Origin of the sequence: Paenibacillus sp. FSL E2-0201 (assembly GCF_037963325.1) — a bacterium.
Classification (GTDB): Bacteria; Bacillota; Bacilli; order Paenibacillales; family Paenibacillaceae; genus Paenibacillus_AQ.
This window is the reverse complement of record NZ_CP150154.1, coordinates 1-23,155: the sequence shown is the minus strand read 5'-3', so window position 1 is coordinate 23,155 and position 23,155 is coordinate 1. Positions and strand designations below refer to the sequence as shown.

The 23,155-nt window shown below is 45.3% G+C and carries 15 protein-coding genes and 3 rRNA genes; 1 reads left to right on the top strand and 17 read right to left on the bottom strand.

Annotated elements, in window-relative coordinates; genetic code table 11:
• The 11 genes from NSU15_RS00090 to gyrA form a co-directional block, all read right to left on the bottom strand.
• Positions 1-1,065 carry an aminotransferase class V-fold PLP-dependent enzyme gene (locus NSU15_RS00090; RefSeq protein WP_339288704.1) on the bottom strand — a complete coding sequence of 355 codons (1,065 nt, stop codon included), beginning with the start codon at positions 1,063-1,065 and terminating at the stop codon, positions 1-3.
• Positions 1,062-1,835 carry an ATP-binding cassette domain-containing protein gene (locus NSU15_RS00085; RefSeq protein ID WP_339288702.1) on the bottom strand — a complete coding sequence of 258 codons (774 nt, stop codon included), beginning with the start codon at positions 1,833-1,835 and terminating at the stop codon, positions 1,062-1,064. Before NSU15_RS00085 ends, NSU15_RS00090 begins: the two co-directional genes overlap by 4 nt.
• Positions 1,826-2,593 carry an ABC transporter ATP-binding protein gene (locus NSU15_RS00080; RefSeq protein WP_339288700.1) on the bottom strand — a complete coding sequence of 256 codons (768 nt, stop codon included), beginning with the start codon at positions 2,591-2,593 and terminating at the stop codon, positions 1,826-1,828. The genes NSU15_RS00085 and NSU15_RS00080 overlap by 10 nt, the downstream gene beginning before the upstream one ends.
• The gene (locus NSU15_RS00075; RefSeq protein WP_339288699.1) at positions 2,590-3,456 is read right to left on the bottom strand and encodes an ABC transporter permease; all 867 of its coding nucleotides are present in this window, start codon (positions 3,454-3,456) and stop codon (positions 2,590-2,592) included. The genes NSU15_RS00080 and NSU15_RS00075 overlap by 4 nt, the downstream gene beginning before the upstream one ends.
• Positions 3,453-4,442 carry an ABC transporter permease gene (locus NSU15_RS00070; protein WP_339288697.1) on the bottom strand — a complete coding sequence of 330 codons (990 nt, stop codon included), beginning with the start codon at positions 4,440-4,442 and terminating at the stop codon, positions 3,453-3,455. Before NSU15_RS00070 ends, NSU15_RS00075 begins: the two co-directional genes overlap by 4 nt.
• Entirely contained in the window at positions 4,439-6,055 is a 1,617-nt protein-coding gene (locus NSU15_RS00065) for an ABC transporter substrate-binding protein (RefSeq protein WP_339288695.1), read from the bottom strand. Before NSU15_RS00065 ends, NSU15_RS00070 begins: the two co-directional genes overlap by 4 nt.
• A gap of 154 nt (positions 6,056-6,209) precedes the next feature.
• Positions 6,210-6,326 (bottom strand): 5S ribosomal RNA (gene rrf / locus NSU15_RS00060).
• Between the two features lie 129 nt (positions 6,327-6,455).
• Positions 6,456-9,383: ribosomal RNA gene (locus NSU15_RS00055) — 23S ribosomal RNA — on the bottom strand.
• A 233-nt stretch (positions 9,384-9,616) separates the two neighbouring features.
• Positions 9,617-11,174: ribosomal RNA gene (locus tag NSU15_RS00050) — 16S ribosomal RNA — on the bottom strand.
• The 16S, 23S and 5S rRNA genes sit together here, the layout of an rRNA operon.
• Before the next feature lie 388 nt (positions 11,175-11,562).
• The gene (locus NSU15_RS00045) at positions 11,563-12,660 is read right to left on the bottom strand and encodes an HD-GYP domain-containing protein (protein ID WP_076120624.1); all 1,098 of its coding nucleotides are present in this window, start codon (positions 12,658-12,660) and stop codon (positions 11,563-11,565) included.
• A gap of 269 nt (positions 12,661-12,929) precedes the next feature.
• Positions 12,930-15,470 (bottom strand): DNA gyrase subunit A, encoded by a 2,541-nt coding sequence (gene gyrA, locus NSU15_RS00040; RefSeq protein ID WP_042123056.1) that lies wholly within the window; start codon positions 15,468-15,470, stop codon positions 12,930-12,932.
• A 355-nt stretch (positions 15,471-15,825) separates the two neighbouring features.
• On the opposite strand from gyrA, the gene NSU15_RS00035 reads away from it, so the two are divergent.
• A complete protein-coding gene (locus NSU15_RS00035; protein WP_339288693.1) occupies positions 15,826-16,701 on the top strand; it encodes a YheC/YheD family protein in 876 nt (291 codons plus the stop codon).
• Positions 16,702-16,827: 126 nt separating this feature from the next.
• On the opposite strand, the gene gyrB is transcribed toward NSU15_RS00035, so the two are convergent.
• The 6 genes from gyrB to dnaA form a co-directional block, all read right to left on the bottom strand.
• Positions 16,828-18,738: a DNA topoisomerase (ATP-hydrolyzing) subunit B gene (gyrB, locus tag NSU15_RS00030; RefSeq protein ID WP_042123053.1), complete on the bottom strand. Its 1,911-nt coding sequence runs from the start codon at positions 18,736-18,738 to the stop codon at positions 16,828-16,830.
• Between the two features lie 47 nt (positions 18,739-18,785).
• On the bottom strand, positions 18,786-19,034 hold the full coding sequence (locus NSU15_RS00025) for an extracellular matrix/biofilm biosynthesis regulator RemA family protein (RefSeq protein WP_036677731.1): 249 nt from the start codon (positions 19,032-19,034) through the stop codon (positions 18,786-18,788).
• A gap of 16 nt (positions 19,035-19,050) precedes the next feature.
• Positions 19,051-20,169 carry a DNA replication/repair protein RecF gene (gene recF / locus NSU15_RS00020; RefSeq protein ID WP_042123050.1) on the bottom strand — a complete coding sequence of 373 codons (1,119 nt, stop codon included), beginning with the start codon at positions 20,167-20,169 and terminating at the stop codon, positions 19,051-19,053.
• A 20-nt stretch (positions 20,170-20,189) separates the two neighbouring features.
• Positions 20,190-20,420, bottom strand: a complete 231-nt coding sequence (gene yaaA / locus NSU15_RS00015) for a S4 domain-containing protein YaaA (protein WP_042123047.1) — start codon at positions 20,418-20,420, stop codon at positions 20,190-20,192.
• Between the two features lie 48 nt (positions 20,421-20,468).
• Positions 20,469-21,611, bottom strand: coding sequence for a DNA polymerase III subunit beta (dnaN, locus tag NSU15_RS00010; protein WP_042123045.1), 1,143 nt, complete (start codon positions 21,609-21,611; stop codon positions 20,469-20,471).
• A gap of 197 nt (positions 21,612-21,808) precedes the next feature.
• Positions 21,809-23,155, bottom strand: a complete 1,347-nt coding sequence (gene dnaA, locus NSU15_RS00005) for a chromosomal replication initiator protein DnaA (protein ID WP_042123043.1) — start codon at positions 23,153-23,155, stop codon at positions 21,809-21,811.

The following is a 23,155-nucleotide window of genomic DNA, read 5'->3' as shown; positions in this document are numbered from 1 at the left end:
TCATTCCCCCCAAGCCTGCCTAACAGCCTGTAATGCCTGATCAGGGTCTTCTTTCAACAACTCAGCAAGCGTTGATATAGCTTCCTCCACACTTTGCCGAGCAGCATTTGTTCCAAAATGATTAATTCGTAAAAGAAGGCCAAATAATTCTCCGTCTCCGGGAGCCACAATCCCTATGGGCTGTTCGATCTGCAAATCTTGCTTTCCAGAAATCCGTACCGTTGTAGTCAGTGTAGAATAATGTCTGCTATCCTTCTGCCAAGGTTCAAGCCCCAAGGATTGGATACCAGCTACAGCAGCTGCAGCAGCTCTCTCATGGCGTTTGATTACTTGATCCAATCCTTCTTCTTCAATTCGCATCAAAGCTTGAATCAAGGCTCTAGCCTCCAGTGTAGGAATATTTGGAGCAACTCGTAGTGGCGCGGCCCCATCCAACGAAGGTTTGAGATCCAGTAAGGACAGAATGGAGTTACGCGGTGCATTTTTATTAGACTCAAGAAATTCCCAGCCACGTGGTGAAATACTGACGGCGCTAACACCGTTAGGTCCAGCCAAAGCTTTTTGCGCGCCTATCACAGCAAAATCAACTCCCCATTCATCGACCAGTAACGCCTCTCCCCCAACCGCAGAAACCGAGTCCGTTACAGTAATGAGATTGAACTCCTTTGCAATCTTAAATATTTCTTTAGCCGGATTAGATCCACCTGTAACCACTTCAGCCTGAACAAAGGAAAGGGCACAAGGGCTAAACTCTTTAATTGCGGAAGCAACCTGGTTGCCAGTGACCACTTCATCAAAAGGAACCTTTACTTCAACAACCGATGCTCCTCCCCGTTCAAGCCATTTTCCAAATAAACTTCCATAGGGACCTGTTACTATATTTACAATGGTACGACCAGGTGCGGCTATTCCGGCAGCCACGGCCTCGATCCCCAAAATTGCCTCAGCTGGGATAATAACCGGTGGATGATCAGTAAACAAGATGTCGGAAATCAAATGTGTAAGCTTATTGTACTCAGCCATTGAAAGTGGCACATATCCTTTATGTTCTTGTTCTGGGCTCATAAGAAACCTCCTGATGTACTTGATTTTGGCATTTTGGGAACCGCCGACAACAGCTCGTAACTGTATTCATGTTTAGGTCGGATGAAGAATTGATCTTTCGGACTCTGCTCTACAAGATTCCCATGCCGCATGACTGCAACTGTATCACTAATTGCATTGATTACTCCTAAGTCATGAGAAATAAAAAGCATGGTGAGATTAAGTTCAGCTTTTAGTGCATTGAACAGTTCGAGCACACTTAGCTGTACAGATACATCCAACGCGCTTGTAGGTTCATCCGCGATCAGGATGTTGGGCTCAACGCTTAATGCGCGGGCGATCGCTATCCGTTGACGCTGACCCCCAGAAAATTCGTGTGGGAATTTGTCTAATGCCTTTTGCTCCAAATGAACTTGGTTCAGTAGCTCTTTACATCTCTGCTCGACACCCGTACGTCCCACAATTTTATGAAACAATAAGGGCTCAGAAAGAATCTCTCTAATCGAATGTTTAGGATTCAGCGACGCATCCGGATTTTGAAAGATCATCTGGATTATTTTTCGCTGCTCACGGCTTCTTTTCTTTTTTAGCTCTTGGGTACCTAAAAGGATCTTTCCCTCATGCGGGGCAATCAGTCCAGCAATTACTCGTGCCAGCGTAGATTTTCCTGATCCAGATTCTCCAACAAGCCCAAGAGTGGTATGCTGCTCAAGATTCAGATTAATACAATCCAGCGCAGTAAAGCCGCCATAATGAACAGTTAAATCTTTGATTTGCAAGGCTAGTTCCATGAGTCTCTACTCCCTTCAAGCTCTGGCAAAGGAAGCACCGAATCAATCAGCATCTGTGTGTAAGGGTCGGATGGATTTTGCAAAATATCAAGGGTAGCGCCATGCTCAACAATCTGCCCTTGTTTCATTACACATAGGCGTGAGCACAAGTTGGCTGCAATCGCGAGGTTATGCGTAACAAAAACCATGGCAAATCCCAGCTCCTGCTGGAGGTTCGTGATCGTTTCAATAATTTGTCGTTGAACCGTGACATCCAGCGCCGTCGTCGGCTCATCACAGAGAAGAATACCCGGCTTACATGCCAGTGCCAAAGCGATGACTACCCGTTGACATTGACCGCCTGACAGCTGACTCGGATACCGGTCCTTTTTCTTTAAAGATTCGGGGAGACCAAGCCTTTCGAGCAGTTCCAGCGCAATCATTCGGGAAGCCTTTCGGCTTACTCTCTGTCTGTAATACACGACTTCAGCCAGCTGATTAACAACCATACAGAGCGGATCAAGCGCACCTCTTGGATCTTGAAAAACCATCGCACTGCTTACATCACTCTTAATGGTGCCACCTATCTGCTCAACACCGTTTGGAAGTAGTCCCAGAATTGCACGCAGCGTAAGCGATTTTCCCGAGCCCGACTCACCTACTAATCCTAGACTCTCTCCTTTGCCCAGCGAAAATCTAACATTGTTGACTAATCTCTCATTTGTCTTCGCTGCCAGTGTTAGTTGCTCGATTTCTAAAATGGGTTGTGTAGACATCATTTTTTCCTCCATAAGTCTGCTACACCATCACCTAGGAGCGACAAAGCTATTCCTGTATACACCACTGCTAATCCCGGAACAGCCGATAGCCACCAAGCTGTAGTGATGAAGGGCTGTCCATCCGAGATCATTGTCCCCCAGTCTGGAGTTGGCGGTGTAATGCCGATCCCAAGATACCCGAGCGTCACAATGGCGACAAGCAATCCAATCATATCTGTCATAAGAACGACTACGGCTTGAGGAAGTACATTGGGAAGCAGATGACGCAAAATAATTCTTACTCCGGGTAGCCCTAATGTTTGAGCAGACGCCACCCATTCCTGATTGCGGAAAGATGCGCTAAGACCTCTGACGACACGGGCAAAGACAATCCAACCTACAAGGATAAACGTAATATAAATACCTCGTTCTCCTGCTCCACTGGCAAAAGCAACGATAATAACGATCAGATAAAAAGGAAAAGCGATGAATGTATCTGACAAAAGCGATATAACTGCATCAACCCATTTCCCGTAATATCCTGCTAGCATTCCTAGGAATACACCTGTGCAAAAGGGAATGATTTCTGCCAAGACCATGATTTTCAGATCAGTCCTCGCTGCATAGATCAGTCTAGTAAACAGATCACGCCCAAGTTGATCGGTTCCTAGCCAATGTTCAGCCGACGGAGGCTGCAGAAAGGCACTCAAATTTTGCTCGGATGGATCATAGGGACTTATATAAGGTATAAACACAGTTAAGAGAATAAGGGCTGCAAACATAATCATTCCTACTAACAAAGAAGGGGTATTCCATATGCGCTTTAAGCCGCTTGTCATCTTGTTGCCTTCATACAATTGTGGCTCTAGTCTTATCGTTTTCATTGTTTTCCCTTCGTTCTGGGATCAAGCCACCAAGAAATGATTTCAATCAAGAGACTGATGATCACAACAGATAGCGCACAATAAAGTGCTATTCCTTGAATAACTGGAAAGTCCCGTTTCGAAATTGAAGTAAACAGCAAACTGCCAATTCCCTTAATTCCAAATACCTGTTCAACGACCAATGTGCCGCCGATTAGATAAGAAATATTCACACCCATCAGCATCAGTGTAGGAAGAGCAGAATTGCGCAGCACATGTTTAAATAGAATAACCCTGTTTGGTAATCCCGCGGCTTTAAGGGTGACTACAAAATCCGATTCTAACACTTCAAGCATCTGCGCTCTTAAGGAACGGACCAGGGTAGGAATCTGTGAAAAAGCAACGGTGATTGCCGGAAGTGCAAGACTGTGCAAGGTTCCAACCCACCCTTCACTAACTCCCCCAACGGGAAACCAGCCAAGCCGGACGCTAAAGAACAAAATTAAAAGTAAGCCAACCCAGAAGATTGGCATACCCAAAGTTATTGTAGGAAATATACGTATTAAATGGTCCAGCAGTTTATCCTTATGCGTAGCAGCTACCGTAGCAAGCAGAAGTGATACGACAATTGCCAACACACAGGCCATCACTATGAGCAACAAAGTAACAGGAGCCCGCTGCGTAATCAACTCTCTTGTTGATGTCCCCATAATAATGGAGTTTCCAGTATCTCCTTGCGTAAACAGCGTCTTCACAAATCGCATGAACTGCTCCCATAAAGGGAGGTCGAGCCCAAGAGTATGATGCATACTCTTGAGCGCCTCAGGGGTACTGTATTCTCCCAAGATCATTTTCGCTGGATCTCCGGGCACAATTCGGATGATGAAAAAGACGGCTATCATTACGCAGCAGATCACTGCCAATGCTTTTATAAGCGATATTACAAGCCAGTTGTAAGAGTCCTTACTTCCTCTAGGTTGATTTAACACCTGCTTAAGATTCATCATTGGCTGATGCGGACATCTTCGAAACGGGCGCTACCATTAGGTAGCACAACTAGACCATCCACTGAAGAACGAATACCTTTCAAAACATCTGGATAATAAAGCGGAATATACGGTACTTCATCAGCAAGTGTCTGCAGCAGCTTGGTGTAGATTTGCGCACGAGCATCGCCATCCGCTGTTTTTTGGCCCTCATATAGAAGCTTCGTTACTTCATCATTCGTATAATGGGTCCAATACGATTTGCTGAAGCCGTCCGGATCGGTTTGGAAGGCAATAATCGAGTTTGCTTCCGGGGAATCAGCTTGACCGCTATTCAACATTGCGGCGAAATCATAAGCAAAGAATCGTTCACGGAAAGTGGCAAGCTCAATCGATTCAATCTCAATTTTAATCCCGATGGTTTGACCCGCTGCCTGAATAATTTGTGCCTCTTGCGCTCTTGTACTATTACCGGAGGCTACAAGTAACTTGGTAGTAAAACCATTAGGGAAAGCCGATTTAGCAAGCTCTTCCTTGGCTGCCTCGACATTGAAGTTCAGAGCCTTGATTGTATCATTGGCGTTATAAGGAATCGTTGTTGGCAGTAATGAGTTTGCTGTTTGTGCATATCCAAAGGTTAACGCTTTGGTCAAGCCTTCACGGTCAAGCGCCAGAGCCAGAGCACGGCGGACATGTACATCCGAAAAATGCTCATCCAGCGTATTAAAGAATAATTGCTCTGTCACCCAACTACCGTTAGTAATTACTTTAGTGTCGGCTCCATCTTTGATCTCATTAGCATTTTGCAAGGCCAAAGATTCAATAGCATTAACTTCCCCAGCCTTCAGCTGGTTGATCGCTTGGCTATCGTCCTCAATCAACTTATAAACAAGCTTATCAATATATGGTTTACCTTCTTGCCAGTAGAATTTGTTCTTAGTGAAAGTCAGATCACCCGCAGTGTCCCATGATTCAACGACAAAAGGTCCCGTTCCGATTGGTTTCTTGAAGAATTCTTCTTCGGAAACTCCACCAAAATTATTAGGAACGATGCCATTGGAGAAATTGGACAGCTCTGAGATAAATGGTGTATAAGGTTCTTTAAGCGTAATAACAAGCGTTTTGTTATCTTGTGCTTTGATTGAATCAACCTTAGCGGATATTGCCAGCGGGCCACCAACCTTCAAGTGCCGCTCAAGGGAGAATACAGCATCTTCCGCAGTCACATCCGTACCGTTTGAAAACTTCAGACCCTCACGAAGTTCAAAAGTATACGTCAATCCATCCTCACTGATACTATGTGACTTCGCAAGCCAATCTACAATTTCACCCTTGCTGTCAAAAGCAACTAATGATTCAAATACTTTATCGATAGCAAAAGCATTGTTGGATGTAATCTGATTATGCAAATCCAGCGAGGTTACAGAAGCAGGCCGTCCATAGACGAAGGTGCCTCCTACTGCCGGCTCTGCCGTTTGAGGACTCTGAGTTGCTGCACTCGCATTTTCCGGAGCCTCCTTATTGGAATCAGCCTTATTAGTAGATCCGGAGCAACCTGCGATTACCATCAATAGCAATATTGATATTGCCCCAAACAGAAGCGGCTTCTTAAAAGATAAATTAAAATATGACATACTCCGTTCCCCCTACAATTCTTATATGTTTAGTATGAATTGTATTATGGATTAAACCCTGTAGTCTGTCAAACAAAATTTAAATCGTACCAACTCTTTAAGCAAATAGATACAACAAAAAACCACTGTCGATGACTCAACAGTGGTCTTGCGTGCTTGGCAACGTCCTACTCTCCCAGGACCCTTCGGTCCAAGTACCATCGGCGCTGGAGGGCTTAACGGTCGTGTTCGGGATGGGTACGCGTGGAACCCCTCCGCTATCGCCACCAAACATGCGTCTGTGAAACAGACGCTGCCGCGTGAAATTTGGTTCATCACCAGAAGTGAGAATAAATTTCTAAGCGTGTTACAGGCTTAATCGCCTGAAAACTGAATCCGAATTGAATTTGCATTTTAAGTATAGGATAAGCCCTCGACCGATTAGTATTGGTCAGCTCCATGCATTACTGCACTTCCACCTCCAACCTATCTACCTCGTCGTCTTCAAGGGGTCTTACTAATTGGGAAATCTCATCTTGAGGGGGGCTTCACGCTTAGATGCTTTCAGCGCTTATCCCGTCCGTACGTAGCTACCCAGCCATGCTCCTGGCGGAACAACTGGTGCACCAGCGGTACGTCCATCCCGGTCCTCTCGTACTAAGGACAGCTCCTCTCAAATTTCCTGCGCCCACGACAGATAGGGACCGAACTGTCTCACGACGTTCTGAACCCAGCTCGCGTACCGCTTTAATGGGCGAACAGCCCAACCCTTGGGACCTACTTCAGCCCCAGGATGCGATGAGCCGACATCGAGGTGCCAAACCTCCCCGTCGATGTGGACTCTTGGGGGAGATAAGCCTGTTATCCCCAGGGTAGCTTTTATCCGTTGAGCGATGGCCCTTCCATGCGGTACCACCGGATCACTAAGTCCGACTTTCGTCCCTGCTCGACTTGTAGGTCTCGCAGTCAAGCTCCCTTATGCCTTTGCACTCTTCGAATGATTTCCAACCATTCTGAGGGAACCTTGGAACGCCTCCGTTACTCTTTAGGAGGCGACCGCCCCAGTCAAACTGCCCGCCTGACACGGTCCCCGTACCCGATTAGGGCACTAGGTTAGAACCTAGATACGATCAGGGTGGTATCCCAACGGCGCCTCCACCGAAGCTTGCGCTCCGATTTCTACGGCTCCCACCTATCCTGTACAGATCGTACCCAAATTCAATATCAAGCTGCAGTAAAGCTCCATGGGGTCTTTCCGTCTTGTCGCGGGTAACCTGCATCTTCACAGGTATTAAAATTTCACCGGATCTCTCGTTGAGACAGCGCCCAAGTCGTTACGCCATTCGTGCGGGTCAGAATTTACCTGACAAGGAATTTCGCTACCTTAGGACCGTTATAGTTACGGCCGCCGTTTACTGGGGCTTCGGTTCATAGCTTCGGGTTACCCCTAACCACTCCCCTTAACCTTCCAGCACCGGGCAGGCGTCAGCCCGTATACTTCGCCTTGCGGCTTCGCACAGACCTGTGTTTTTGCTAAACAGTCGCTTGGGCCTTTTCACTGCGGCCCCCTCGTGCTATTCACACTACCGGGGCACCCCTTCTCCCGAAGTTACGGGGTCATTTTGCCGAGTTCCTTAACGAGAGTTCTTCCGCGCGCCTTAGAATTCTCTTCTCGCCTACCTGTGTCGGTTTGCGGTACGGGCACCTTCTCCTGGCTAGAGGCTTTTCTTGGCAGTGTGAGATCATGACCTTCGCTACTACAATTTTCGCTCCCCATTACAGCCCAGCCTTAATGATGTGCGGATTTGCCTACACATCAGCCTCACTGCTTAGACGGACATATCCATCAGTCCGCGTCACTACCCTCCTGCGTCACCCCATCGCTCATAGCGGATTACGGTGGTACAGTAATTTCAAACTGTTGTCCTTCGACTACGCCTTTCGGCCTCGCCTTAGGTCCCGACTTACCCTGAGCGGACGAGCCTTCCTCAGGAAACCTTGGGCTTTCGGCGGATCAGATTCTCACTGATCTTTTCGTTACTCATACCGGCATTCTCACTTGTATGCTGTCCAGCGCTCCTTACGGTACACCTTCAACCCACATACAACGCTCCCCTACCCCAGATACATAGTATCTAGCCATAGCTTCGGTGGTGTGTTTAGCCCCGTTACATTTTCGGCGCAGAGTCACTCGACCAGTGAGCTATTACGCACTCTTTCAATGGTGGCTGCTTCTAAGCCAACATCCTGGTTGTCTGTGCAACTCCACATCCTTTCCCACTTAACACACACTTGGGGACCTTAGCTGATGGTCTGGGCTGTTTCCCTTTTGACAATGGATCTTAGCACTCACTGTCTGACTCCCGGCAATAAGTATATGGCATTCGGAGTTTGACTGAGCTTGGTAATCCTTGCGGACCCCGCACCCAATCAGTGCTCTACCTCCACTACTCTTATACCGAGGCTAGCCCTAAAGCTATTTCGGGGAGAACCAGCTATCTCCGAGTTCGATTGGAATTTCTCCGCTACCCCCACCTCATCCCCGCACTTTTCAACGTGCGTGGGTTCGGGCCTCCAGTGCGTGTTACCGCACCTTCACCCTGGACAGGGGTAGATCACACGGTTTCGGGTCTACGTCCACATACTGAGTCGCCCTATTCAGACTCGCTTTCGCTGCGGCTCCGTCTTCTCGACTTAACCTTGCATGTTAAACGTAACTCGCCGGTTCATTCTACAAAAGGCACGCCATCACCCATAGATAGGGCTCTGACTTTTTGTAAGCACACGGTTTCAGGTTCTATTTCACTCCCCTTCCGGGGTGCTTTTCACCTTTCCCTCACGGTACTGTTTCACTATCGGTCGCCAGGTAGTATTTAGCCTTAGCAGATGGTCCTGCTGGATTCATACGGGGTTTCACGTGCCCCGCACTACTCGGGATCCGTCTCGGAGAGAACACAGTTTAGGCTACAGGGCTTTTACCTCTATCGCGGGCCTTTCCAGACCTCTTCGCCTACCATATTCCTTTGTAACTCCATGTGAGACGTCCCACAACCCCTAAGAGCAAGCTCTTAGGTTTAGGCTGTTCCGCGTTCGCTCGCCGCTACTGACGGAATCACTATTGTTTTCTCTTCCTCAGGGTACTTAGATGTTTCAGTTCCCCTGGTCTGCCTCTACACACCCTATGTATTCAGATGTGAGTAACTGCGAATTACCACAGCTGGGTTTCCCCATTCGGACACCCCCGGATCAAAGCTTGCTTACAGCTCCCCGAGGCAGTTTCGTTGTTCGCCACGTCCTTCGTCGGCTCCTGGCGCCTAGGCATCCTCCGTGTGCTCTTATTAGCTTAACCATGATTTTTCTTTCGAAAAATCTCACTAATAACATTTACTTGTTTGCACAAGTTGCTAAAAGATGTTCTAAAACGCAAATTCGTTTCGGTATCCAGTTTTCAAGGATCAAGTCTTACTTGAGAGCTTAAACTCTCAAAACTGAGCAACGAGTGAGTAACAGGCCTAAACCTGAGATTGTGGAAGTTTAACTTCCGATTTGAATGTCTTCATTGCAGAAGACGATTCTCCATAGAAAGGAGGTGATCCAGCCGCACCTTCCGATACGGCTACCTTGTTACGACTTCACCCCAATCATCTACCCCACCTTCGGCGGCTGGCTCCCTTGCGGGTTACCCCACCGACTTCGGGTGTTGTAAACTCTCGTGGTGTGACGGGCGGTGTGTACAAGACCCGGGAACGTATTCACCGCGGCATGCTGATCCGCGATTACTAGCAATTCCGACTTCATGCAGGCGAGTTGCAGCCTGCAATCCGAACTGAGACCGGCTTTGATGGGATTGGCTCCACCTCGCGGCTTCGCTTCCCGTTGTACCGGCCATTGTAGTACGTGTGTAGCCCAGGTCATAAGGGGCATGATGATTTGACGTCATCCCCACCTTCCTCCGGTTTGTCACCGGCAGTCACTCTAGAGTGCCCAACATTACTTGCTGGCAACTAAAGTTAAGGGTTGCGCTCGTTGCGGGACTTAACCCAACATCTCACGACACGAGCTGACGACAACCATGCACCACCTGTCTCCTCTGTCCCGAAGGCCGCTGCTATCTCTAGCAGATTCAGAGGGATGTCAAGACCTGGTAAGGTTCTTCGCGTTGCTTCGAATTAAACCACATACTCCACTGCTTGTGCGGGTCCCCGTCAATTCCTTTGAGTTTCAGTCTTGCGACCGTACTCCCCAGGCGGAGTGCTTACTGTGTTAACTTCGGCACCAAGGGTATCGAAACCCCTAACACCTAGCACTCATCGTTTACGGCGTGGACTACCAGGGTATCTAATCCTGTTTGCTCCCCACGCTTTCGCGCCTCAGCGTCAGTTACAGCCCAGAAAGTCGCCTTCGCCACTGGTGTTCCTCCACATATCTACGCATTTCACCGCTACACGTGGAATTCCACTTTCCTCTTCTGTACTCAAGTCACCCAGTTTCCAGTGCGACCTTAGGTTGAGCCCAAGGTTTAAACACCAGACTTAAATGACCGCCTGCGCGCGCTTTACGCCCAATAATTCCGGACAACGCTTGCCCCCTACGTATTACCGCGGCTGCTGGCACGTAGTTAGCCGGGGCTTTCTTCTCAGGTACCGTCACTCCGATAGCAGTTACTCTACCGGACGTTCTTCCCTGGCAACAGAGCTTTACGATCCGAAAACCTTCATCACTCACGCGGCGTTGCTCCGTCAGACTTTCGTCCATTGCGGAAGATTCCCTACTGCTGCCTCCCGTAGGAGTCTGGGCCGTGTCTCAGTCCCAGTGTGGCCGTTCACCCTCTCAGGTCGGCTACGCATCGTCGCCTTGGTGGGCCGTTACCCCACCAACTAGCTAATGCGCCGCAGGCCCATCCCTCAGTGACAGATTGCTCCGTCTTTCATTCTTTCTTCAGGAGAAAAAAGAAATTATCCGGTATTAGCTACCGTTTCCGGTAGTTATCCCAGTCTAAGGGGCAGGTTGCCTACGTGTTACTCACCCGTCCGCCGCTAAGTTATTTTGAAAGCAAGCTTTCAAAATAACTCCGCTCGACTTGCATGTATTAGGCACGCCGCCAGCGTTCGTCCTGAGCCAGGATCAAACTCTCCAATTAGTATTGAAAAGAGCGATATGCTCATTTTGAAACATCTGACGAGAAAATTAATTCTCTAATTTGGATTTCACTTTCGTGATTTCCTACTCACTCGTTGTTCAGTTTTCAAAGATCAAGTTCTCGTTGGCGCCGTTTAATGTCTCAGCAGCAACTCTTATACTATATCATGTTCGGCTATTTAATGTCAAGCTCTTTTTTTAACTTCTTTTTCGAGCTCGGCATGTGTATTTCTTGGCCGGACTTAGAATATATCATGTATAGAGATTGATTGCAACACTTTTTTTAATATAATCTATAAATAAGAGACTGTGCTACTAATCATACTAAATATACTCGTATGCACTAGGCAGCACAGCCTCAGCTCTGAAGTCTTTCAATACTTACTACACTAAGAAATAATCTCTTGAATATATAGATCCCGCTCCAACATTAAGTTAACAATTGTACCCTCTACCTTAATCATAGGACGTGTAGGATTCGCACGATCAGTGAATATGATCTCCCCGTGACGCCCATCGCTCAAACGTATTCTGGTTCCATTAAATAAATCAGTGCTCTTCTGTATAAAGGTCTGTACAACGACTGGGTCAAGCTTACCAAAGCTTTCTGTCATAATCTGCTCTAATACTAGATAAGGGGACTGCGCCTTTCTATAAGCTCTTTCTAAAGTCATAGCATGGAATATATCTGCTACCGCAACTACTTTAGCGTAAAAGTGAATCTGGCTACCTTCTAGCTTAAGTGGATAACCAGACCCATCAACCTTCTCATGATGCTGCAACGCCGTTAGTCTTACCCCTTCATTAATCGCTGTGACATTACGTAATAATTGATAGCCATATGTAGTATGTCTGCGAACCTCTTCTATTTCGGCACTATTAAGTGACTCCGGCTTATGTAAGAGAGAACTATCTACTTTTGCGTTTCCGATATCATGCAGCAATCCAGCAAAAGCGATCTGCATCCAATCCTTTTGCGGATACCCGCACCACTGAGCAATCTTATATGATGTTAACGCGGACAATACGGCATTGTGATAGTTGTAATCCTCGTCTTTTAGCGTACGTGGAGAAAACTTCAAGACATGATAATCCTTCAAATGACTAATTAGTACCTCTAACTGACTCCGTAACTCAAAAATAGGAAGAGAGGCTGCCGTTACCGAACGATAGCTTGTCCTAATAAGTCCGATCATTTTGTCATATTCATCGTGTAGTGGGGAATTGTTCTTAATCAGCATTGATTCATTTATAATGGCTCCGGCTTTAAGTGATGTCTGCTTCGAGTTTTTTTTGGCAGCATCAGAGTTGCCCTCTCCTTGAACACCCTCGATCTCCACTTGCCCAACTAAGAAAGCTTCCAAAATTTCTAGATCACGGGGGAGTAGTATTTTTCCCTTGGTAAACAAAATCCCACCCAAAGGTGTAATTACATCTTTGATTATCTTTGAGCCCGCTTTAACTTCTCCAACCAATACATTTGGCATATACTCAGCCCCTTAATTTCTATAACAATAAGCTCAGGATTACCCAAATCTAATATGACAGATAATTTCTGAGAAAATAGTACTTTATATACTGATTTATACTCTATCGGCTAATTATAGTACGGATAAAAGGAAGCGACTAGTGCAATGAAAACTATTCTTTTAAAAATTACTCATTACATTTCATAAAATAACTAACTATTAATTAATCACAGTAAAAAGAGCAAGGGGTTCTGTAATAGAACCCCTTGCTCTTTATTGAATATAAACTATTCTAAGTTATCCTCTTGATCTTCAGCGATTGTTTCCGGCTGATCTATATCGCCAGATTCATCAACTGTTACTTGGTCCTCGAGGCCTTCTATATCTTCAGACATTTCGTCCTCTTCATTCTTATCGGCTCTACACAGGGTGGCCACAGCATCATCCTCGCGGATGTTAATTAGCTTAACCCCTTGCGCATAACGACCCATAGTAGAAATTCCATCCATGCTGGTACGAATCAAGGTACCGCTTGTAGTAATGATCATTAAGTCTTCGTCGTTCTTAACAACTTTAAGACCAACTACAGGTCCATTCTTCTCAGTGAGATTAATGGTCTTGATTCCTTTACCGCCACGAGTCTGGGAACGATAGTCGCCGGCTGGTGTCCGTTTACCATAACCCTTGCTAGTAACAATCAGAACCTCAAGCTCCTTATCGACACAGTCCATACCAATGACATGGTCATTACTATCGAGTGTAATACCCTTCACGCCAGTTGCGCTACGACCCATAGAACGAACATCATTCTCTGAGAACGTAATCGACATTCCGCGTGCTGTACCGATAATAAGATTTTGCTGGCCATCTGTCAGCTTAACCTCAATCAGGGAATCCTCTTCCCGAAGATTAATAGCGATAAGTCCGCCTTTGCGGATGTTATTGTAATCCTCAAGTGGCGTCTTCTTCACGATACCTTCGCGGGTAGCAAAGAACAAGTACTTGTCACTATCGCTCTCTTCCACCTGGATAACGGCACTAATCTTCTCACCTTGTTCAATTTGAATCAGGTTGATGATTGGTGTCCCACGTGCAGTACGTCCCAGCTCTGGGATCTCATAAGCCTTAATCCGGTACACCTTACCCTTATCGGTAAAGAACATCAGATAGTTATGAGAGTTACTCACGAAGAGATGCTCCACAAAATCTTGGTCCTTGGTGTCCATCCCCATTACTCCGCGGCCCCCACGCTTCTGGCTGCGGTAAGTGCTGACAGGCAGACGTTTGATGTATCCAGTATGCGTAATAGTGATAACAACCTCTTCACGTGGAATAAGGTCTTCATCGAGGATACTTTCTTCACCAACCGTAATCTCTGTCCGGCGATCATCAGAATATCTATCACGAATATCCTGCAACTCGTTGCTGATGATTTCCAGTACGAGATGCTCATTCGCCAAAATTTCACGGTACTCTGCAATTTTAGCTAACAATTCGTTATATTCATTCTCGATTTTTTCCCGTTCCAGACCGGTCAGACGCTGCATCCGCATGTCGAGGATTGCTTGAGCCTGCTCTACACTGAGGCTAAAGGTGCTCATCAATCCGTCACGAGCTATATCCGTTGTCCGCGAAGCGCGGATTAACGCAATAACTTCATCCAGATGATCCAGCGCAATACGCAGACCTTCTAAAATATGAGCGCGTGCTTCAGCTTTTTTAAGATCAAATATTGTACGACGACGAATAACTTCAATCTGGTGCTGCAAATAATGATAGAGCACATCACGCAGATTAAGGATTTTCGGCTCGTTGTTGACGATGGCAAGCATGTTGATCCCAAATGTGGATTGCATTGAAGTATGTTTATATAGATTGTTCAACACAACATTTGGATTCACATCACGTCTCATCTCAACAACTACACGCATACCGTTACGGTCAGACTCATCTCGAAGATCCGTTATACCCTCGATCCGTTTCTCACGTACTAATTCTGCGATTTTTTCAACCAGTCTTGCCTTGTTTACCTGATATGGCAGCTCATGTACAATGATGCGAGCCTTACCGTTGTTCTCTTCAATTGTTGCCTTGGCACGCATGGTCACGGAACCACGCCCCGTACGATAAGCCTGACGAATGCCCTCACGACCCAAAATATATCCAGCCGTAGGGAAGTCAGGGCCTTGGATATACTCCATCAATTCCATAGGTGTGATATCGGGATTCTTAATCATCGCCTGCACACCATCGATAACTTCACCTAGGTTATGCGGTGGAATATTAGTAGCCATACCTACAGCAATACCAGATACCCCGTTCACGAGCAGGTTCGGATAACGAGCTGGCAATACAACTGGCTCATGCTCTTCACCATCATAGTTGGGTGCGAAATCAACTGTTTCTTTGTTCAAATCTCGAAGCATTTCGCCTGCAATCTTGGAAAGACGGGCTTCTGTATAACGCATCGCTGCAGCCATATCACCATCAATCGAACCAAAGTTCCCGTGACCGTCCACAAGCATATAGCGCATAGAGAAATCCTGAGCCATCCGTACCATTGTTTCATAGACGGCTGAGTCACCGTGAGGGTGGTACTTACCGATAACCTCACCGACGATTCTTGCCGATTTCTTATGAGGCTTATCCGCAGACATTCCAAGTTCCGACATCGCAAACAAAATGCGTCGGTGAACCGGCTTGAGTCCGTCCCGCACATCTGGCAAAGCCCGACTAACAATGATGCTCATTGCGTAATCCATAAAGGATTCACGCATTTCCACGCCAATGTCCCGATCTTTGACTTGTGGGTTATTTTGTTCAGCCATGAGTTGCTGGACCTCCTTCAGTTAAAAAACCGCTACCCTTAATTATATTACTTTCACAAAAGTAGCACAATTAAACATGATAGCCTTTTATCTTCTAATATTGATTTCTTTTGCGTTGGTTAGGGTATTCGCCCTTTCCGCAAATGTCTTTAGTACATAGACTATAAAGACAAGAAACACGGTTTTATTATCCTAGTATCGTTCGATAAGGCATAACCCCATATCCTTATATTATACCATTGTTTAGGTAGCTTGTCCTGATTTTCAGCCGTCAAAGATTATGCTTCCAAAGCAAGTTTTGTACAAAGGAATTCAAAAGACCAAATGCTGCAAAAAATTGTTAAGGAGGAAGATAATGAAGATTCAACGTGTCCCAAGTAAATGGGCAAAAACAAAAGTCATTCTTCAAAATCAATCTCTATCTCTATATGTACCGGATACTCGTAAATACGATTTAAGTGTTCTTAAAGAAATGCTTGCGTTATATACAATGGTCTATATTAAACCTGACCGCGGAAGCTTTGGCATTGGTGTAATGAGAGCCGAGCAGCGTACGGTGATTTTGAGCCCTAGCCAGCGGAAGTCTGAAAAAAATGCCACCACCGATAACGAGGAGATAGAACAACAAGAAACACAGCTCCTATATATTTTAAGATATGCAAAAACGGCAGAAGTTTTCTTCTCTCCCGAAGAGCTGCATGAAGCCTTACAGAAACGAATTCAGAACCGTACCTACCTGATCCAAAAGGGAATTGACCTTCTACGTTATCAAGACCGCCCCTTCGACCTTCGAGTTCTTGCCCAAAAGAGTCCGTCAGGCGCATGGGAAACGACAGGAATGCTCGGAAGAGTAGCTGCCCCTCAGAAAATCGTCACCAATTATCATAACGGAGGCAGTATTGTGTCAGTAAATACATTATTAAAAAGTCATATGAACCCTTCTGAAACACTCTCCACCGTTAATCAATTAAAATCTTTAGGCGTACAAATTGCAGGCCAATTGGAAACTACTTATCCAGGGATTAAAGAAATCGGTCTGGATATTGCCATGGATCAGCATATGGATATGTGGCTGCTTGAGGTCAACACCCTTCCATCCATAGTCATATTTAAGTTATTTCCTGATAAATCTATCTATCGTAAAATACACCGCTATGCTGTAGCATACGGGCGTGTAAAAGCTAGAAAATCTCCATACACTACCCGCAACAAACAAATCACCAAGGCCTAAAAAAACAGCTCTGAAATCAAAAAAACCTCCAGCATTCTAATTCCATTAGGAACAGAAGCCGGAGGTTTTGTTAAAAATATAAGTAGGTATAAGTTTCACGTTATACATTATCCTTATATTTTATTCTTACACATCAAGATATCTGACGTCTTTCGCATGCTCATGGATAAAGTCACGTCTTGGTTCAACATTATCACCCATCAGCGTATCAAAAATACTATCAGCAAGCATCGCATCTTCAATCGTTACTTGCAACATCATACGCGCCTCAGGATCCATCGTCGTGTCCCACAGCTGGGTAGCATTCATTTCACCCAAACCTTTGTAGCGCTGGACATTGACCTTAACATTTTCTCCAAAAGAAGCGATAATCTCATCGCGTTCCTTCTCGCTTCCTGCATAACGGATCACTTTGTTGCGCTCTATCTTGAACAATGGCGGTTGTGCGATATAGATATAACCTGCATCTACTAGCTTCCGCATGTAACGGTAGAAGAATGTCAACAACAGAGTTCTAATATGAGCTCCATCGACGTCGGCATCCGTCATAATAACGACTTTATGGTAACGAGCCTTTGATAGGTCAAAATCATCGCTGATCCCTGTACCCAGAGCCGTAATGATCGCCCGGATTTCCGCGTTGGATAGAATACGGTCTAAGCGAGCTTTTTCTACGTTTAGGATCTTACCACGCAGTGGTAGAATCGCTTGGAAATGACGATCCCGGCCTTGCTTGGCCGATCCCCCCGCAGAGTCACCTTCGACGATATACAATTCGCTGATAGACGCATCCTTGGATGAACAGTCTGCAAGTTTACCAGGTAGTGCACTGACTTCAAGCGCACTCTTACGGCGTGTTAACTCACGAGCCTTACGAGCAGCTTCTCGTGCACGTGAAGCTGAAAGCGACTTTTCAAGGACACGGCGAGATACTGCTGGATTCTCTTCTAGGAATTCCTGCAATTTCTCTCCGAACAGTGATTCTACAATTCCGCGTACTTCACTATTTCCGAGCTTAGTCTTCGTTTGACCTTCGAACTGAGGCTCTGGAATTTTGACAGAAATAATCGCTGTCAATCCTTCACGCACGTCGTCACCAGTCAGATTTGAATTACCATCCTTCAGCACACCCGCTTTACGGGCATAATCGTTGATGATACGTGTTAGCGCACTTTTGAAGCCGGATTCATGCGTTCCGCCCTCATGAGTATTAATATTATTCGCAAAAGAGTAGATGTTCTCTGTATACGAATCATTGTATTGGAGAGCTACTTCAACCTGGATCATATCTCGTGAGCCTTCCACGTAGATTGGTTCCTCGTGCAGCGCTTCTTTTTTCTCATTCAAATATTTCACATATTCAACGATACCACCCTCGTATTTGAACACGTTGGTAACATCGGTCCGCTCATCATGCAGTGAAAGCTCGATTCCTTTGTTAAGAAAAGCTAGCTCACGAATACGTGTAAGCAATGTCGCATATTCAAAGACCGTGGTTTCAGTAAAGATTTCAGGATCTGGATGAAAAGTTGTAGTCGTACCTGTCTCGTCCGTATCTCCAACAACTTTGATTTCATACTGTGGTGCACCACGTCTGTATTCCTGCTGATAAACATGCCCATCACGCTTAACATTAACAACAACCTTCTCAGACAAGGCATTTACTACGGAGATACCCACACCGTGTAAGCCGCCTGATACTTTATATCCGCCGCCGCCGAATTTACCGCCTGCATGCAGTACTGTCATTACAACTTCAAGCGTCGACTTTTTAAGTTTTTCATTTTCACCTACAGGTATGCCACGTCCATTATCGATAACAGTAATCCCGTTATCCTCATGAATAATCACTTGAATCCGGTCACAATAACCTGCTAGGGCTTCATCGATACTATTATCTACGACCTCCCACACCAAGTGATGGAGACCTTTAGAACTAGTGGAACCAATATACATGCCCGGACGTTTCCGGACAGCTTCTAGCCCTTCTAGTACCTGAATCTGGCTCTCATCATATGTCGGTTGATTCATTGACATGCCTTCACCTACTTCTTTCAGATTATCTCTTTGTTACTAAACGCAAGTTATATCTCGAGCAAAATTTTGGCTCTTTTTTTGAGAGTGGAGGAGGAAATGGGGGAGTAATACACGATATTTTTAGTTACGACAATAGATTTTGCTTCCTCTTCACCAATCCGCTCAAGCTTCTTGTCCTGCTCAGAGTGAATGACGAATTGCTTAGACACCTTGGAAGATTTCTCAATCGAAATATCAAATATTGCAATTAACTCCGAAGAGCGAATAATCTTCTCCCCGCCCAAATGAATATACATGATCTTCCTCCGCTCTTTATAACTCCACTTTTCCATCATGAACATGATATAGGCTGGCGCCTTTTAATTTATCGGCATTCAGACCCTCAATTCCGGTAGCGGTAATGAATGTCTGTACCTTGCTTTGAAAGGTTTCAATAAGCTGGGTCTGTCGGTAAGGATCAAGCTCGGATAAAACATCATCAAGAAGCAGCACAGGATATTCTCCGATTTCTTCATGGATCAGCTCGATTTCCGCCAGCTTGAGCGATAAAGCCGTGGTACGCTGCTGTCCCTGAGAACCGTAGACCTGAGCTTCCCTTCCGTTGATAAAAAAGGACAGGTCATCCCGATGGGGACCCGTCAGCGTCATGCCGCGCCTGATTTCTTGTTCTCTCGTTTGTGATAACTTTAACATAAAATTGTCTAATAAGACAGCTTCATCTTCCTCATCACGATCGCCGAAAGAGGGGACATAGAGCAATTTCAGTTCTTCTCCGCCGTTCGTAATCCCCCGGTGTATGCTTTCAGCCCATATTTGCAGCTTCTTTATGAATTGTTTCCTTTTTTTTACGATTTTAACACCGTGCTCCACAAGTTGAGCATCCCAGATTTCCAAAAGATCTTTTCCCGCTGCCTCTTTCCCCCACAACTGCTTTAGCAAATTGCCCCTTTGTAAGAGAATCTTTTGATACTGCTGGAGGTGAAATAGATAACTGGGCTGGACTTGGCCAATCTCCATATCAAGAAAACGCCGTCTGATGCCAGGTGTGCCTTTTACAATCTCTAAATCTTCCGGTGCAAACATGACCACATTAAGTGATCCTACAAACTCACTAAGGCGCCGTTGTTCTAAACCGTTAATCTTAGCTTTTTTACCTTTGGCAGAAAGGGTGAGCTCTAGCTTGAGATCGCCGTACTTACGTTCTACCTCGGCAATGATCTGAGCAGCGTCTCCAGGGGCATCGAATGAAATAAGTTCGCGATCTTTCGAGGTGCGGTGGCTTTTGGTCATCGCCAGGACGAACAATGCCTCCATGAGGTTTGTTTTGCCTTGGGCGTTCTGACCCAGAATCAGATTGACATCGCCCAGGCTCTCCAGACGCAGCAGCCCGTAATTTCGATAATGCTGCAGACCGATATTTTTAACAAACACGAAATGGTTCCTCCCCTAGCCTACTCCTCTTTAACTCCTCCACCTTCAACCTGAAAGGTGCCGTTATCCTGCACTTCAATTTGGTCACCCGGATACAGCTTTCTTCCACGTCGTTCCTCTACTTCTCCGTTAACCAGTACATGTCCTTCTTGCAGTAAAGCTTTAGCCATTCCACCTGTGGATACACAATCAGAAAGTTTCAGGAATTGATCCAGCTTAATATATCCACTGTGGATAAGTATTTTTTTCATGGTTTTTATCCTTTCAGCCACTTATCCACATGTTCATGAATGTTGGCATTAATTTGTTGTACGGTAAGGCAAAATGATATACAAGCTATTCGTTTGGTCAAGTGGCTTCAAAATGATCGGACTCATCATCCCTGTAAATGCTATGACAAGCTGCTCACTCTCAATAACTTTTAAGACATCTAGCATATATTTGGAGTTGAAAGATATTTTGAGAGGTTCACCTTTGAAATCAATGACTTCAAGTTCCTCACGAACTTTACCAAGCTCAGAAGAGCTAGAAGAAATTTCAATGCCGCCTTGTTCAAGCGTCTGCATGCGCACTATATTGGTTTTTTCTTCACGGGACAGCAAATAAGCGCGATCAATTGATTCGCTTAATTTTTTTGTGTCCAAAGTTAGTTCTGTTTTGTAGGTTGTTGGAATAATTCTAGAAGTATCCGGATAAATTCCATCAAGGATCCGTGAATAGAACAGTACTTTGTCGATTTTAAAGAGAACTTGATTGTCCGCAACCACAATATCAACGAGCATATTTTGATCAGGGATAATTTTACTTAGCTCATTAAGGGTTTTACCGGCGATTACGATATTTGCAAATTGGACATTCTCCGTACCTTCTAGTCTTGCTGCTCTTGTAGCTAAGCGGTGACGGTCTGTCGCTGTGAACTTAAACTCATTATCAGCCAGATTCCACAGTATACCTGTTAAAATCGGAGTTGTCTCTTGGGTAGAAATAGAAAAAGCGGTTTGTTTAATCATATTTTTCAGCAAATCACCTGGCAGGGAGATAGTATCGTTCTCCTCAATACTCGGTAACACCGGGAATTCTTCAGGGTCTAAACCTACGATCTGAATCTCCGTGGATCCAGAAGAAATATACGTTTGGAATCCTTCTTTAACTTCCATGTGAATCTCTTTGGAGGGCAGCTTCTTAATAATCTCGACGAAAAACTTAGCGGGAAGAACTACACTTCCTGGCTGATCTATCTTCACGATCGTATGGCTGTCATTTTCTGCTGGAATAAACGATTGGATGGAAATATCAGTGTCGCTTGCAGTTAGTGTGACGCCTTGATGGCTAACTTCCAGCTTAATACCGGTCAGAATTGGGATCGTCGTTCTACTGGAGATAGCTTTGGATACGTGTTGAATGGATTCGTTGAGTTCGTTTTTAAGAATGCTTATTTTCATGATTTCACTCCTAGCTGAAAAATTGGGGATTTCGTTGTATTTGCTGTTCTTTATTACGCGTCTTTACATGATGAATTATTATAGTTATTTAATAGTATTAGTAGTAGGGGCGTCTAATATGTGGATAACCCTATCAAATAGCATAAAATTAAGCCTACCCACATGTGTATAGATTGTGTATAGGCTCTTTGTTCCTCTTAGGAAGGATTTTTAATTTTCTCCGCAAGATTATTTACCACTTTGTACAACTCCTGATCGACCTTTAATGACTGTGTAATTTTATCATGCGCATGAATTACGGTCGTATGGTCACGTCCACCGAATGCCTCGCCAATCTTAGGAAGCGAATAATCCGTTAGTTCACGGGAGAGATACATTGCGATTTGACGTGGAAATGCTACGGCTTTCGTACGTTTTCGTGCTTTGAAGTCTTCAAGGCGTAAATTGTAGTATTCACCGACTTTTTGCTGAATATCAGCGATGGTAATCATCTTAGGCCGGCTGGAAGGAATAATATCCTTGAGTGCTTCAGCTGCCAAATGAGTGGTTACATCCTGGTTGGTTAGCGATGAGTAAGCAACAACCCGGATTAATGCACCCTCGAGTTCACGAATATTGGTGTCAATCTGGTTAGCAATATACATCATGGCCTCATTAGGGATATCAAGGTTCTCTGCTTTCGCCTTTTTGCGCAAAATCGCAATTCGGGTCTCTAGATCAGGTGGTTGAATATCCGTAATCAAGCCCCATTCAAACCGGGAACGTAGGCGTTCTTCCAGTGTGGGAATTTCCTTTGGCGGTCGGTCGCTGGAGATGATAATTTGCTTGCGTTCTTCGTGGAGCGCATTGAACGTATGGAAAAACTCCTCCTGCGTGGACTCTTTTCCAGCGAGGAATTGAATATCGTCAATAAGCAAAATGTCAACGTTACGATACTTATTTCGGAAGCTTTCACCGCGGTTATCACGGATTGAATTGATAAATTCATTCGTGAATTTCTCTGAAGAGATGTAAATAACCTTGTTATTTGGGTTATGTTCCAGTACATAGTGCCCAATGGCGTGCATTAAATGGGTTTTGCCCAGTCCTACACCACCGTATAAAAACAAGGGATTGTATGCTTTGGCGGGTGCCTCGGCTACTGCCAGTGAGGCTGCATGCGCAAAACGGTTGCCAGAGCCAATTACAAAAGTGTCAAAGGTGTACTTGGGATTGAGTAGATGCGTTTGCGCTTCTTCTCGTGATACTACGGGAGTGGGAGCCGATTGTTGAACCACAAGCTCAGGCGGCTTGCTTTCTTCAATGACGAATTTTACATCCACTTGTTTCCCTGTAACTTCGTAAACCGTAGCTCCTACTAGTTTGGTGTAGCGACTTTCCAGCCATTCTACTGCGAACGTTGTAGGTGCCGAAATAATGAGAACCTGGGAGTTGAAGGTTACGGCTTTGGTAGCCTTAAACCAGGTATCAAAGCTCGGCTTGCTTAATTTGGTTTGAATAATCGATAAAATTTGCTGCCATAATTCGGAAGTATGGCTGTCCAC